Origin of the sequence: Citrobacter sp. wls708, assembly GCF_005281255.1 — a bacterium.
GTDB classification, from domain to species: Bacteria; Pseudomonadota; Gammaproteobacteria; order Enterobacterales; family Enterobacteriaceae; genus Citrobacter; species Citrobacter werkmanii.
Map to the genome: position 1 here is coordinate 708,023 of NZ_SZXE01000015.1, position 13,692 is coordinate 721,714.

Genomic DNA, 13,692 nt, shown 5'->3' on the forward strand with positions numbered 1-13,692 from the left:
ATCCACCTTTCATTTTAATTCTTCCAGTTTTGCTATCGCCTGACGTTGATTTTTAAGAAACCACAGTTGCCATTCCATCATCTGCTGTTCGGCAAAGCTTTTGTTATCGAACTGAGCAAGCCAGGCCTCATCTTCACTACGCCTGGCATCTATCGGGACGCTGGTCAGTAAGGCTCTGATTTCGGGTAACGGGCGTTTAAGGCGCGCTTCCGCACTGTATAGCGCTCGCCAGGCATCTTTCAGTTGTGCGAGACGAAAACTGATGGCGGTATCAAACATCCGTTGCACTAGCCGCTGCCGCTTAAGGATCAGCCGATAATTAAGCGCAGGCTGATTCATCAACATAGCCTGTTGAGCGGCCCGTGGGTTATCTGGCGCGAGCTGGGTAACCGGATATTTTCCCGTATTCGCATCCGCAAGGATCCGCTGTCCTTCCGGACTTAATAAGTAGCGGATAAAACGACGCGCTTCACTGGCGTGCTGGCTGTTCTTGAGAACGGCGACATAGGTTGGCGACACTGCGGAGCGAGGAAAATAGGTAAAGGCCAGATGCGGATCGTTGAGCAACAGGTTGGCATAGTTATCAATGACCGGCCCGGCAACGCCAAGACCGCTCTTAATTTTGTCGGCGACGCCAAAACTGCGTGATGAAATCGTCACCAGATTACCCGCGCTCGCTAACAGCGTCGCCCAGCCCTCTTCCCACCCTTTTTGCTGCAACAGCGACTCAACCATCAGATGGTTGGTATCGGAACGTGACGGACTACTCATCAACAACGCATTCTGATATTTAGGCTGCGTTAAATCCGCCCAGTCAGCAGGAGGAGAAAGGTGTCGCGCCGCCAGCGCGGAACGGTTAATTAGCAGGCCAAAACCGGATATCGCCACCGCCACAGAGGTAGAACGAATAGACTCAGGCACCAGCCTCTGGCTTTCCGGCAGCGCATTATCAAAGGGCGCCAGCTTCTGATGCTCCTGAAGATGCTGTAACAGCATGGGCGATGAGGTCAAAATGAGATCGACGTTTTCCGCATTCGCGGTATCAAGCAGTTGTTCCAGCGAGCTGCTGGTCCGGTTTAACGTGCGAATCATCACCGATCCCGGCTGCGTCTGCCAGCGCTGGATAATCCAGGCCGTGGCACCGGGAGAAAAGGTTGTGGCCATCACCAGCTCTTTACTCAACGCCTGGCGACTCGCCAACAGCGACATGAAACAGAGCGAGATTGCCCAAAAACGCCGCCAACAGAAAAGTCTGTTTGTGATCCCGTTCATAAATACCAACATGTGCAAAAAATAATATTGAGACAAAACTTACCCGTTTATCACTACAGTCGAGAGAAATAAGGTTATTCGCAAGTTTACCAAACGGAAAGTGACTACATCAGCAAAGAATACCCGAAAATACAGTATGAATTTGTTAATATCCGCACATGCCAGCAATAAAAGTCCGCGTAAAAGAACAGAAATAAAATATCATTATTTAAAAAGAGTCAAAATCCGCCGTGCTACCCACAAAATGGGTCAATAATGACACATTTCATCGACTTGAGTTTCTCTCCTGCCTATTTCACTCTTCACCACGAAAACTCCTGATATTCACATCAATATAAATTTAGGTGATGATATGTTATCAATATTTAAGGCAGGGCCTGCGGCAAATAAAGTCCCGGCGGAGAAAGTCCAGGAAACTTATGGCCGCTATCGCATTCAGGCATTACTCAGCGTATTCCTGGGCTATCTTGCGTACTATATTGTGCGTAATAACTTCACGCTCTCAACGCCTTATCTGAAGGAGCATCTGGATCTCAGCGCCACGCAGATCGGTTTACTCAGCAGTTGTATGCTTATCGCCTATGGGATCAGTAAAGGCATTATGAGCAGCCTGGCAGACAAAGCCAGCCCCAAAGTCTTTATGGCATGCGGTTTGATTCTGTGCGCCATCGTCAACGTAGGTTTAGGGTTCAGTACCGGATTCTGGATTTTTGCCGCGCTGGTTGTCTTCAACGGCTTGTTCCAGGGGATGGGCGTCGGCCCTTCATTTATTACTATCGCCAACTGGTTTCCGCGTAAAGAACGTGGACGCGTTGGCGCATTCTGGAATATCTCACACAATGTCGGTGGTGGTATTGTTGCCCCGATCGTTGGTGCCGCCTTTGCCATTTTGGGAAGTGAACACTGGCAAAGCGCCAGCTATATTGTTCCGGCCGGCGTTGCCGTCCTGTTTGCATTTATCGTGCTGATGCTGGGGAAAGGTTCACCACGCCAGGAAGGTTTACCGGCTCTGGAACAAATGATGCCGGAGGAAAAAGTTGTATTAAATGCCCGACACGCTGTCCAGGCGCCAGAAAATATGAGCGCCTTCCAGATCTTCTGCACTTATGTCCTGCGTAATAAAAATGCCTGGTATGTTTCACTGGTAGATGTTTTTGTCTATATGGTACGTTTTGGCATGATTAGCTGGTTGCCAATTTATCTGTTAACCGAAAAACATTTCTCGAAAGAGGAAATGAGCGTCGCTTTTTTATTTTTCGAATGGGCGGCAATCCCTTCCACATTACTGGCGGGTTGGCTTACCGATAAACTGTTTAAAGGCCGTCGCATGCCATTGGCCATGATTTGTATGGCACTGATTTTCGTCTGTCTGATCGGCTACTGGAAAAGCGAATCGCTGTTGATGGTGACTATTTTTGCCGCCATCGTTGGCTGCCTGATTTATGTTCCTCAGTTCCTGGCCTCCGTTCAGACCATGGAAATCGTACCCAGCTTCGCAGTGGGTTCCGCAGTAGGATTGCGCGGATTTATGAGCTACATTTTTGGCGCGTCATTGGGCACCAGCCTGTTTGGCGTAATGGTCGACAAAATGGGATGGCATGGCGGTTTCTATCTGCTGATGGGGGGAATTGTCTGTTGCATCCTGTTCTGCTACCTCTCTCATCGCGGGGCGCTGGAACTTGAGCAACAGCGGAAAAATGCTCAGCAAGAAGAAGCATCACTCCAGTTGGCTGACGCCCGTTAATCGATTTCAGTCTCGCAAAAAGTGCCAGCGCAGTTGGCACTTCCCTACTCTCAGCTAAATAAAAACAGCTAAACGTGAAAATTCATTTCCAATCGTAACACGCCGGATTATTGCCTACCGTCCCCCACCATAAAGCGAATGATCAAACCGCATGTTGGGGCAAGAAAAAGGAATAATCCGGTTACCATTTCGTTACCATTAGTCAACCGCATAGTAAAAACGTAAATTAAGGCGGTGAGTATGACCATGCCGATAAAAGCGCTTATTGACGCCGCAGCGCCCATTACCTGCCAGATGTAGCAACTGACGCTCAGAATACTCAATGCGAGAAAGGTCCAAAAATAGAGCATAGCGATACCTCCTGTTTGCCATAAAACTTTACGTAAGTCCTTACACTCCCTTGTTTTTATATTCTAAGATAATTTCCATCAGTTCGCAATTTAAGAAACATTTACGTTACAAAAATCACTCATCTGCTTACTATTTAGATATACACCTGGAGTTTATTTATTCATCATAAAAACAATGAATTATAAATAGTCTTTTTTTTGTTCTTAATCGCCCCCAAAATATTTACGAAACTTGAGTAATTATTTCTGGCTGACATTAATCTTCGGGTGTACATTGTGCGTCCGATCATTCATGCCCCTCGTGGTTTTGTCCTGACTCAGTTTTACACTCTTTGCAGGAACCAATGTCGTTTATGGCGGCCTAACGATCTGTGCAGAGTGTAACGCGCCAGACCCAGCGTCTTCGCGATACATCTATTTCGTATCAACAACAGGTGCTTATGTTTCCCCAATGTAAATTTTCACGCGCGTTTTTACATCCGCGCTATTGGCTCACGTGGTTTGGCGTCGGTGTGCTCTGGTTACTGGTACAACTTCCCTATCCCGTATTATGTTTTCTTGGTACCCGTACAGGAACACTGGCTCGTCCATTTTTAAAGCGCCGTGAATCTATTGCACGTAAAAACCTCGAACTCTGTTTCCCCAATCTGTCGCAGGAAGAGAGAGACAAACTGGTCGATGAGAACTTCCGTTCACTCGGCATGGGACTGCTTGAAACAGGTATGGCCTGGTTCTGGCCGGATCACCGCGTTCGCAAATGGTTTGATGTAGAAGGGTTGGACAACCTGAAACGCGCCCAGATGGAAGACCGTGGCGTGATGGTCGTAGGCGTACACTTTATGTCGCTCGAATTAGGTGGCCGCGTAATGGGGCTGTGCCAGCCGATGATGGCAACCTATCGCCCGCACAACAATAAGTTGATGGAGTGGATCCAAACCCGCGGTCGTATGCGTTCCAACAAAGCCATGATCGGCAGAAATAATCTGCGTGGCATTGTCGGCGCCCTGAAAAAAGGGGAAGCGGTATGGTTTGCTCCCGATCAGGACTACGGTCGTAAAGGAAGCTCGTTCGCGCCTTTCTTCGCCGTTAAAAACGTGGCAACCACCAATGGTACTTACGTGCTGTCACGCCTGTCGGGCGCAGCGATGCTGACCGTAACCATGGTGAGAAAAGCAGACAACTCAGGTTACCGCCTGTTTATCACACCACAAATGGAAGGTTACCCGGCAGATGAAAGCCAGGCTGCGGCTTATATGAATAAAATTATCGAAAAAGAGATCATGCGCGCGCCCGAGCAGTATCTCTGGATCCACCGTCGCTTCAAAACCCGCCCCATGGGTGAAGCCTCGTTATATATCTAAAAAGAAAGGCCTTACGGCCTTTCTTTTTGTCTGTGGCTGAATTACTTAACGCCCCACTCGTTCTGTAGTTCAGTCATGCGCTCATTGTAGTTACGAGCAATACAGGCTGGTTTATCCTGTTCTTTCCAGCACTCGTTTCGTCCTTTAACCCAGCCGCGCTGCTCCGCTTTCAGCGTTGGGTTATTTTTCGATTTAACCAACGCCTGTTTGTAGACCCCGTTCAACTTAACATCCATCGCGGAGAGTGATGGGCTCTGGCAAATAACCTCTTCAATACTTCCCTTTGCCACCGCTGAGCAGGAGAAAGAAGGACCGCTGTGGGGCGATTTTTCCCCCGGAGCGTAGTCAATATTGTCTTCAGGCTGACAAATTCCGTGCTTACGATTTGGCCCTGACCATGAAACTTCCGGGTTGCCGTCATCTTTACGGGAGATGGAAAGCGTATTTTTGCCGCTTTTGGCTTCCCAGTAGTTTTCATTGAAGCTCTTTACAGTCGCCTTGGCACCGTCAATCCAAACGTTACCTTTACCATCACTATTCACACCACCAATACTTGCGCAGCTGAAATTAAACGCCAACGGTGAGGCCGCCATCGACGTCACTGGCGTAAGAACGAGTGCTAACATCATTAATCTGGTCATTTTTAACCTTTTCATTATTGAATTCCGCGAAAAATTAACCGTATTCATACTATGGTGATATGAGAATTCTCCGACTAATCATTACGTCGCTCAATAGCAATTTATTACCGGCAGAAATTAAACTGTCGCCGAATCACGACACTTGTAAGTTATTAAAATTAAATAGAAAAATGCCTCTTGTCTCACCTCATTTTTAGGCGTACATTAGCGCCGTCTGGAGCACTAAAGCTCAGAATTCTGAGGTGATGCAGCCAGGCAAACGAGGGATATTCTCCATTTCGTTTGCGCGTGCATCAGCTCTCTGTCAGGTAAGCATATGTTCATTCAGACGTACCCAGGTACGCGGAGAGATGAAAAGTGAAATATTTCTTTATGGGCATTTCTTTTATGGTCATCGTTTGGGCCGGTACGTTCGCCCTGATGATCTAAATAAAAGACGCAGCAAAAAAACAGGAGCCATCAGGCTCCTGTTTGCATTTGGGGATTTCACGATCGGTTAATCGGTACTTTCAATAGCCGATTTCGCACTGGCAGGCAGTAAGCCATCTGCGCGGAACATCGCTTTGATGCCGCGGATCGCCTGGCGGGTACGGTCACGGTTTTCAATTAAGGCAAAACGCACGTGCGTATCGCCATAATCACCAAAGCCAATCCCCGGCGAAACGCATACTTTCGCTTCGTTCAGCAGTTTCTTGGCAAACTCAAGTGACCCCATCGCGGCATATTGCTCAGGAATTTTCGCCCAAACGTACATTGAGGCCTTTGGCATCTCAACCATCCAACCGGCCTCATGCAGTCCTTTAACCAGCACATCGCGACGGCGTTTATACTGCTCGGCAATATCCCGTACGCATTGCTGATCGCCTTCCAGCGCCGCGATTGCCGCAACCTGCAACGGTGTAAACGTCCCGTAATCGTGATAACTCTTGATGCGCGCCAGCGCGTTGACCAGCGTTTTATTGCCAACCATAAAACCGATACGCCAGCCCGCCATGTTGTAGCTTTTCGACAGGGTGAAAAATTCAACCGCGACATCACGAGCGCCAGGTACTTGCATAATCGATGGCGCTTTCCAGCCATCGTAAACGATATCGGCATAGGCGAGATCGTGAACCACCAGCACGTCATAGCGTTTAGCCAGCGCGACGACTTTTTCGAAAAATTCCAGCTCGACGCACTGTGCTGTCGGGTTGGACGGGAAACCTAAGATCATCATCTTCGGTTTCGGGTAGCTTTCACGGATCGCGCGCTCCAGCTCATTAAAGAAATCGACACCTTCAACCAGCGGCACTGACCGTACCTGCGCCCCGGCAATCACCGCGCCATAAATATGGATCGGATAGCTCGGGTTGGGTACGAGAACCGTATCACCATGATCGAGCGTTGCCAGCATCAGGTGCGCCAGTCCCTCTTTGGAACCAATAGTCACAATCGCTTCGGATTCGGGATCAATTTCAACGTCATAGCGTTCCTGATACCAGCGGGAAATCGCCCGACGCAGACGCGGAATGCCGCGAGACGTGGAATAGCCATGCGTATCCGGGCGCTGCGCCACGGTACACAGTTTTTCAACAATGTGAGGAGGCGTGGCCCCATCCGGGTTCCCCATACTGAAATCGATAATATCTTCGCCGCGCCGACGCGCAGCCATCTTCAGTTCAGCGGTAATGTTAAAAACGTAAGGGGGAAGGCGATCAATACGCGTAAAGCGACGTTCAGGGCGGGAGTCAGCCATAATATCCTCAGATTAACGTTAGCGCCCGGACCGTCCGAGCGACGCTGCCACGATGGTGGCACGTTTAGAAAATAGCCTGAATAATTTCCTTCTGTCGAGAGGCAAAACAAAATATTTTTTTCGACACAAATGAGGAACAAGCAAACAAAATGAGGAAATATTCATTTTCACACACCGCTAAAAATTACCATCATTTAACATTTTATTGTTAAAAACATTACCTTGATCTTTGCGCTTAGAAGACAGGTATTGTAAATACAACAACAATGCAACAATCCCCTTTTAATATTAAGGTTTTTCCTCATTAGCCGCAGGCTGCGCGGGCGCTGGTCATCCAGACTCAGGTTGCCTATCATAGAGGTTTAACCCCTGCGCAAGAGTCACCCGTGCACGAAATATTTAATATGCTGCTGGCGGTATTTGACCGGGCAGCGCTGATGCTGTTTTGTCTGTTTTTCCTGATTCGTATCCGCCTGTTTCGCGAACTGTTGCACAAGTCAGCTCACTCCCCGAAAGAGTTGCTCGCCGTCACCGCGATTTTCTCGATGTTTGCCCTGTTCAGTACCTGGTCCGGCGTACCGGTTGAAGGCTCACTGGTAAACGTACGTATTATCGCGGTCATGTCAGGGGGAATTTTGTTCGGTCCGTGGGTCGGCATCATTACGGGACTCATCGCCGGCACCCACCGCTACCTGATTGATATTGGCGGCGTAACCGCCCTACCCTGCTTTATTACCAGTATTCTGGCAGGCTGCATTGCCGGGTGGATCAACCGTAAGATCCCCAAAGCGCAACACTGGCGCGCAGGTATTTTAGGCGGAATGCTGTGCGAATCCCTGACCATGATCCTCGTCGTTGCCTGGGCGCCTACGACCGCGCTGGGGCTGGATATCGTCTCGAAAATCGGTATCCCGATGATCCTGGGCAGCGTCTGTATTGGTTTTATCGTCATGCTGGTTCAAAGCGTGGAGGGCGAGAAAGAAGCCAGCGCCGCGAAACAGGCCAAGCTGGCACTGGATATCGCCAACAAAACCCTGCCGCTTTTCCGTCACGTCAACAGCGAGTCGCTCCGCCAGGTGTGTGAAATTATTCGCCATGACATCCATGCAGACGCCGTCGCGATAACCAATACCCAGCACGTTCTGGCCTACGTTGGCGTGGGTGAACTGAATTACCGCGATAACGATGACTTCGTCAGCCCGACCACGCGACAGGCGATCAATTACGGAAAAATCATCATAAAAAACAATGATGAAGCACATCGGACACCGGAAATACACTCCATGCTGGTGATCCCGCTTTGGGAGAAAGGCGTTGTCACCGGCACGCTGAAGATCTACTACTGTCACGCTCACCAGATCACCTCCTCGCTACAGGAAATGGCCATCGGCCTGTCGCAAATTATCTCGACTCAGCTTGAGGTTTCTCGGGCGGAACAGCTACGCGAAATGGCAAATAAGGCAGAACTGCGGGCACTGCAGAGTAAAATAAATCCCCATTTCCTGTTTAACGCCCTGAACGCTATTTCGTCGTCGGTGCGACTTAACCCGGACACCGCGCGCCAGCTCATTTTTAATTTGTCGCGTTATCTTCGCTATAATATTGAATTAAAAGATGATGAGCAGATCGACATCAAGAAAGAGCTGTACCAAATCAAGGATTACATCGCCATCGAACAGGCCCGTTTTGGCGACAAGCTGACGGTTATTTATGATATTGATGAAGAGGTAAGCTGTTATATTCCCAGCCTGCTGATTCAGCCGCTTGTCGAGAACGCCATTGTTCATGGTATTCAACCCTGCAAAGGGAAAGGCGTGGTGACCATCAGCGTTGCAGAGTGCGGAAATCGGGTACGAATTGCCGTGCGGGACACCGGTCATGGGATCGATCCGAAAGTGATTGAGCGGGTCGAATCCAATGAAATGCCGGGTAATAAAATTGGCCTGTTGAATGTCCATCATCGCGTTAAGCTGCTCTATGGCGAAGGATTACTGATCCGCCGTCTGGAGCCGGGCACAGAGATTGCCTTTTATGTGCCTAATCAGCACTCGCCCGCAGCCGCACCGGCCACATTATTGCTTTAACCAGGAGTGAAGTCGTGAAAGTCATCATTGTCGAAGATGAATTCCTGGCCCAACAGGAACTAAGCTGGCTGATAAAAGAGCACAGCCAGATGGAGATTGTCGGCACATTTGACGACGGTCTTGACGTGCTGAAATATCTCCAGCACAACCGCGTTGACGCTATTTTTCTGGATATCAATATTCCCTCGCTGGATGGTGTACTGTTGGCGCAAAACATCAGCCAGTTCGCGCATAAGCCCTTTATTGTGTTTATTACCGCGTGGAAAGAGCACGCTGTTGAAGCTTTCGAACTGGAAGCTTTTGACTATATTCTGAAACCGTATCAGGAATCGCGCATTGTCGGCATGCTGCAAAAGCTGGAGGCCGCCTGGCAACAGCAGCAAGCGGGAACCTCGCCAGCCAGCCCGGTGATCCGTGAAAACGATACGATCAACCTGATTAAAGATGAGCGGATCATCGTAACCCCGATCAACGACATCTACTACGCTGAAGCCCATGAAAAGATGACCTTCGTCTATACCCGGCGCGAGTCGTATGTGATGCCAATGAACATCACCGAATTTTGCAGCAAACTGCCTGCTTCGCATTTCTTCCGCTGCCACCGCTCATTCTGTGTGAATTTGAATAAAATTCGCGAGATCGAACCCTGGTTTAACAACACCTACATTCTGCGCTTAAAAGACCTGGAATTTGAAATCCCGGTGAGTCGGAGTAAAGTGAAAGAGTTCAGACAGTTAATGCACTTATAGCGCAGAGAAAGAGCAATGAAAGAGCCAGGCCTGCCCGCCGACCAACAGTTTTTTGCCGATCTGTTCAGCGGCCTGGTGTTAAATCCGCAGCGTCTGGGGCGCGTATGGTTCGCTACGCCGCGAACCACATTACCGACCGGCAGTTTATGTATTGACCTGCCCCGCCTGGATATCGTGCTGCGCGGAGAGTACAGCAACCAACTGGAAAAGCAGCAGCACAGCCTGGCGGAAGGCGACATGTTGTTCATCCCGGCTAAAGCGGCGAATTTACCAGGCAACGATAAACCGGTGATGCTCTTGAGCCTGGTATTTTCTCCAGCCTGGCTGGGCCTCTCTTTTTACGACAACCGAACCGCATCGCTGTTGCGTCCCGTACGTCGCATTGAGTTACCACATCCGCAGCGCGGTGAAGGCGAGGCGATGCTTACCGCATTGACCCATTTGAGCCGCTCACCTCAGGCCCAGGATATTATTCAACCGCTGGTGCTTAGCCTGCTGCACCTGTGCCGCAGCGTGGTCAACACCCGGCCTGATATAGCGCGCCCGCGCTCTGAATTTCTCTATCACAGCATATGTAATTGGGTCCAGGACAACTATGCCCAATCGCTGAGCCGGGAAAACGTAGCGCAGTTTTTTAATATCACGCCGAATCACTTATCTAAAATATTTACCCAGCATGGCACCATGGGATTTGTCGAGTACGTGCGGTGGGTGAGAATGGCGAAGGCGCGCATCATCTTACAGAAATATCATCTGTCGATTAGCGAAGTCGCACAGCGTTGCGGGTATCAGGACAGTGATTATTTTTGCCGCCTGTTCCGCCGTCAGTTTGGCCTGACGCCGGGCGAGTACGGCGCGCGTTTCCAGTCAGCACGTTGATTGAGACAACACCAACGCGTTAGTCATATCCACTTATATCGTTGTAAAATAATGCCCCTTCGCACATAACGTGCAGGCTGACTCAACAAAGTGAATATTCGATGAAAAACAGACGTGCACTTTCCCTGATGTGTCTTCAAATGCTGGAATCAGGTGCGGATCGTCGGACCGTGAAAAGAGCGCTCACCGCCCGACGCGTAAAAGGTCGCCAGGCGGTAGTACTGCTCTGCAAACAAGAGATGACGTTATTAAGGGCCGGGAAACTGCCGATTCAACACACCATAGATTAATAATTTCTCTATCAGAAGCCTTTACGCAGCCTGTAAGCGCCTCGCTGCAGGCTGGAAAGCGTTCCTCTCTGTAGAATTTAAAACGTCAGTTCCGCCTCCAGCAGCGCCAGAATGCTTTCGGCATCGGTAGCGGCAAACAACGACTGGCGGAACTGCTTGTTCACCAGCTTACGCGCCAGCTGCGAGAAGACCTTCACGTGGTTAATGCCTTCATCGGCGCCTAGCGTCAGCATGATCACCAGTTCAACGTCGCCCATCTCGGACTGCCAGTCTATCGGCTGAGCAAGCCGGGCAATACTGATGCTGGAATGGCTGATCCACTGGGATTTAGTATGTGGGATAGCAACCCCGAAACCTACGGCGGTAGTGACTATCTCTTCACGCTGCCAGACATCTTCCTCCAGCTCAAACGGATGTTCGGTGCGTCCATTTACCCCAAGATTGCCACATAAGAACTGGATCGCCTGCTCTTTGTTGGTAAGGGGCTCACCAACAAAAATATTCTCCAGCGCCAGTAGCGGGCGCACCTCTTTCTGTGGCGCAAACTGGTTCAGCAGATCTTCAATCTCCTGAGCGCTGCGACACTCGCAGGCCTGCATAGCGAGTTCGCGACACGCCTGGCAGTCCAGTTGACGAAGCTGGCTTTTCACTGCCGGAATCCGTGGGCTGCTCATACTTAGTTCGTCAAGCCCTAAGCCCAACAGCAGCGGCAAGTAACGTCCTTCGCCGCCCAGTTCTCCGCAAATGCCCACCCATTTACCACGTTCGTGCGCCACGCGAACAATCTGCTGCAACATCCGCAAGAACGAGGGCGTAATCGGGTTATATAGTGGCGACACGCGAGGATTATTGCGATCGACAGCGTACAGATACTGGGTCATGTCATTGGAACCAATGCTGAAGAAATCCACCTCGTCGCAGAAGTGGTCGATGATGTAACACACCGAGGGTACTTCAACCATAATGCCCAATGAAATTGTCGGAGCATGACGTAAACCCTCCGCTTTCAGCTCCACCAGCGCTTTTTGCAATTCGCTTTTTACCCATAAAATCTGGTCGAGGCTATGCACCATTGGGATCATCAACTGCGCATTACCGAAGGTCGCCGCGCGTAAAATGGCGCGCAACTGCGTGCGAAACAGCCCGGCAAACTCGGGATAAATCCGCACCGCACGATAGCCCAGGAATGGGTTCTCTTCTTGCGGAATATTGAGATAGCGGATGTTCTTATCGCCACCAATATCCATCGTGCGAAAGATAACCGGCTTGTCGCCCGCAGCCAACAACACCTGCTGGTAGGCCTCAAACTGTTCCTGCTCGTCGGGAGCGCTGTCGCGATCCATAAACAGCATTTCTGTGCGAAACAACCCGATCCCTTCCGCGCCATTGGCAAACGCTCCCGGCGCTTCCAGCGCGGTGCCAATATTCGCTGCGACGTCAATTCGTTGATTGTCTTTGGTTAACGCGGGCTGGGCGGCGTCAAGCGCTTGCCGACGCTGGCATTCGTCAGCCAGCTTCTGCGCAATCGCATAGTAGCCGCGAACCGCCTCGTCTGGATTAATGGCCAGGACCCCACATCGGGCATCCAGGACTGCGGGTTGCCCGGCATAGCGGCTAATCGCTGCCAGCGGCAAGCCGCTAAGCACCGGAATCGCCGACGCCCGAGCGAGGATCAGCGTATGCGAGGTGCGCCCTGTTTTCTCAAGGATCATGCCTGACAGATGCTGCAAATCGAGACTCAAAAACTGACTGGGCGTCAGATCTTCAGCCACCAGAATCGTTGGTTTTTCCAGCACCAGCGCATGGCGCGGCCGCTTTTCAGGCCACGTAATATGTAGCAATTGTTCGCTGATATCACGGATGTCGCTGACGCGTTCACGCAGGTAATCGCTGCCGGAAGCCGACAGCTTGTCGCATACTTGCTCCATATTGGTAATAATCGCCGCCCCCAGCCCCAGATGCTGCTCCAGCATTAAGTGGCGAATATTCCCGGCAAACTCGTCGTCCTGAATCAGAGACAGATGCGCGCTGAGAATGGTTTTACTCTCACCATCGCGCTCACGCAGTTGCTGATTGAGCAGTTCCGCCAGCGTCGCCAGACTGTGCTCCAGCCTGGCGTTGTCTTCCGCACTCGCCGCAATCGCGCGATAGCTCTCCAGATTATCACTCTGCCACAGCGTGAGCTGACCTGCCCCCACGCCGCCTGCCAGCACGGTGCCATACAGCAAATCCGGGTTGAGCCGAATCAGCGAACGCGGCAACGGATGCGCCGCCAGTTCCGCCGCCCCTGGCTGAACGCTGTCGCTGTCGATAAACCGCTGCTGAATGTACTCCTCCAGCACCCGCCTGGCCTGCTCTTCATCATGACCGGTGATGGTTAAGCTACAGCTGTCATTAAACAACGTCCCGGTGCCAATCAGCGCCAGCGAGCTTTTCGCATCCGCTTTGGCGTTTTGACGATGGTTGAAAAACATCACCTCACTTTGCCACTGGCTGCACTGCTCTTTCAGCTCCCATGCTGGACGCGCATGCAGTCCATTGGGTAACGGGCAAAGAAATTGAATCGTTAGCATAACAACTCCTGATT

The 13,692-nt window shown here is 50.7% G+C and carries 12 protein-coding genes; 7 read left to right on the plus strand and 5 right to left on the minus strand.

The window, feature by feature from the left end:
* Window positions 1-9 precede the first annotated feature (9 nt).
* A complete protein-coding gene (gene pgtC / locus FDW97_RS08610) occupies window positions 10-1,203 on the minus strand; it encodes a phosphoglycerate transport regulator PgtC (RefSeq protein WP_121530023.1) in 1,194 nt (397 codons plus the stop codon).
* Between the two features lie 421 nt (window positions 1,204-1,624).
* Here pgtC and pgtP point away from each other — a divergent pair, with 421 nt between their 5' ends.
* Entirely contained in the window at window positions 1,625-3,016 is a 1,392-nt protein-coding gene (gene pgtP / locus FDW97_RS08615) for a phosphoglycerate transporter PgtP (protein WP_038642412.1), read from the plus strand.
* Between the two features lie 107 nt (window positions 3,017-3,123).
* Here pgtP and FDW97_RS08620 read toward each other — a convergent pair whose 3' ends face one another.
* Complete coding sequence (locus FDW97_RS08620; protein ID WP_038642414.1) at window positions 3,124-3,366, minus strand: DUF2545 family protein; 243 nt, start codon at window positions 3,364-3,366, stop codon at window positions 3,124-3,126.
* Between the two features lie 440 nt (window positions 3,367-3,806).
* Here FDW97_RS08620 and lpxP point away from each other — a divergent pair, with 440 nt between their 5' ends.
* Complete coding sequence (gene lpxP, locus FDW97_RS08625; protein WP_038642416.1) at window positions 3,807-4,727, plus strand: kdo(2)-lipid IV(A) palmitoleoyltransferase; 921 nt, start codon at window positions 3,807-3,809, stop codon at window positions 4,725-4,727.
* A 41-nt stretch (window positions 4,728-4,768) separates the two neighbouring features.
* On the opposite strand, the gene FDW97_RS08630 is transcribed toward lpxP, so the two are convergent.
* Entirely contained in the window at window positions 4,769-5,383 is a 615-nt protein-coding gene (locus tag FDW97_RS08630; RefSeq protein WP_137350914.1) for a lysozyme inhibitor LprI family protein, read from the minus strand.
* A 342-nt stretch (window positions 5,384-5,725) separates the two neighbouring features.
* On the opposite strand from FDW97_RS08630, the gene ypdK reads away from it, so the two are divergent.
* A complete protein-coding gene (gene ypdK / locus FDW97_RS08635; RefSeq protein ID WP_010723117.1) occupies window positions 5,726-5,797 on the plus strand; it encodes a membrane protein YpdK in 72 nt (23 codons plus the stop codon).
* Between the two features lie 67 nt (window positions 5,798-5,864).
* Here the strand turns inward: ypdK and alaC are convergent, their stop codons facing one another.
* Window positions 5,865-7,103: an alanine transaminase gene (alaC, locus tag FDW97_RS08640; protein WP_042306985.1), complete on the minus strand. Its 1,239-nt coding sequence runs from the start codon at window positions 7,101-7,103 to the stop codon at window positions 5,865-5,867.
* Between the two features lie 386 nt (window positions 7,104-7,489).
* Here alaC and FDW97_RS08645 point away from each other — a divergent pair, with 386 nt between their 5' ends.
* The 4 genes from FDW97_RS08645 (at window position 7,490) to FDW97_RS08660 (ending at window position 11,105) form a co-directional block, all read left to right on the plus strand.
* Complete coding sequence (locus tag FDW97_RS08645; RefSeq protein WP_071888159.1) at window positions 7,490-9,187, plus strand: sensor histidine kinase; 1,698 nt, start codon at window positions 7,490-7,492, stop codon at window positions 9,185-9,187.
* A gap of 14 nt (window positions 9,188-9,201) precedes the next feature.
* A complete protein-coding gene (ypdB, locus tag FDW97_RS08650) occupies window positions 9,202-9,936 on the plus strand; it encodes a two-component system response regulator YpdB (RefSeq protein WP_085047785.1) in 735 nt (244 codons plus the stop codon).
* 15 nt (window positions 9,937-9,951) lie between these two features.
* Window positions 9,952-10,815, plus strand: coding sequence for an AraC family transcriptional regulator (locus FDW97_RS08655; protein WP_038642425.1), 864 nt, complete (start codon window positions 9,952-9,954; stop codon window positions 10,813-10,815).
* A gap of 101 nt (window positions 10,816-10,916) precedes the next feature.
* The gene (locus FDW97_RS08660; protein WP_085047784.1) at window positions 10,917-11,105 is read left to right on the plus strand and encodes a hypothetical protein; all 189 of its coding nucleotides are present in this window, start codon (window positions 10,917-10,919) and stop codon (window positions 11,103-11,105) included.
* 77 nt (window positions 11,106-11,182) lie between these two features.
* Here FDW97_RS08660 and ptsP read toward each other — a convergent pair whose 3' ends face one another.
* The gene (ptsP, locus tag FDW97_RS08665; RefSeq protein ID WP_137350915.1) at window positions 11,183-13,678 is read right to left on the minus strand and encodes a phosphoenolpyruvate--protein phosphotransferase; all 2,496 of its coding nucleotides are present in this window, start codon (window positions 13,676-13,678) and stop codon (window positions 11,183-11,185) included.
* Window positions 13,679-13,692 lie beyond the last annotated feature (14 nt).

What these genes read in the sequence shown, in the direction of transcription:
- pgtP (WP_038642412.1), top strand. Translation starts at nt 1,625, where the DNA reads ATGTTATCAATATTTAAGGCAGGGCCTGCGGCAAATAAAGTCCCGGCG.
- FDW97_RS08620 (WP_038642414.1), bottom strand. Translation starts at nt 3,366, where the DNA reads ATGCTCTATTTTTGGACCTTTCTCGCATTGAGTATTCTGAGCGTCAGT.
- lpxP (WP_038642416.1), top strand. Translation starts at nt 3,807, where the DNA reads ATGTTTCCCCAATGTAAATTTTCACGCGCGTTTTTACATCCGCGCTAT.
- FDW97_RS08630 (WP_137350914.1), bottom strand. Translation starts at nt 5,383, where the DNA reads ATGAAAAGGTTAAAAATGACCAGATTAATGATGTTAGCACTCGTTCTT.
- alaC (WP_042306985.1), bottom strand. Translation starts at nt 7,103, where the DNA reads ATGGCTGACTCCCGCCCTGAACGTCGCTTTACGCGTATTGATCGCCTT.
- FDW97_RS08655 (WP_038642425.1), top strand. Translation starts at nt 9,952, where the DNA reads ATGAAAGAGCCAGGCCTGCCCGCCGACCAACAGTTTTTTGCCGATCTG.
- FDW97_RS08660 (WP_085047784.1), top strand. Translation starts at nt 10,917, where the DNA reads ATGAAAAACAGACGTGCACTTTCCCTGATGTGTCTTCAAATGCTGGAA.
- ptsP (WP_137350915.1), bottom strand. Translation starts at nt 13,678, where the DNA reads ATGCTAACGATTCAATTTCTTTGCCCGTTACCCAATGGACTGCATGCG.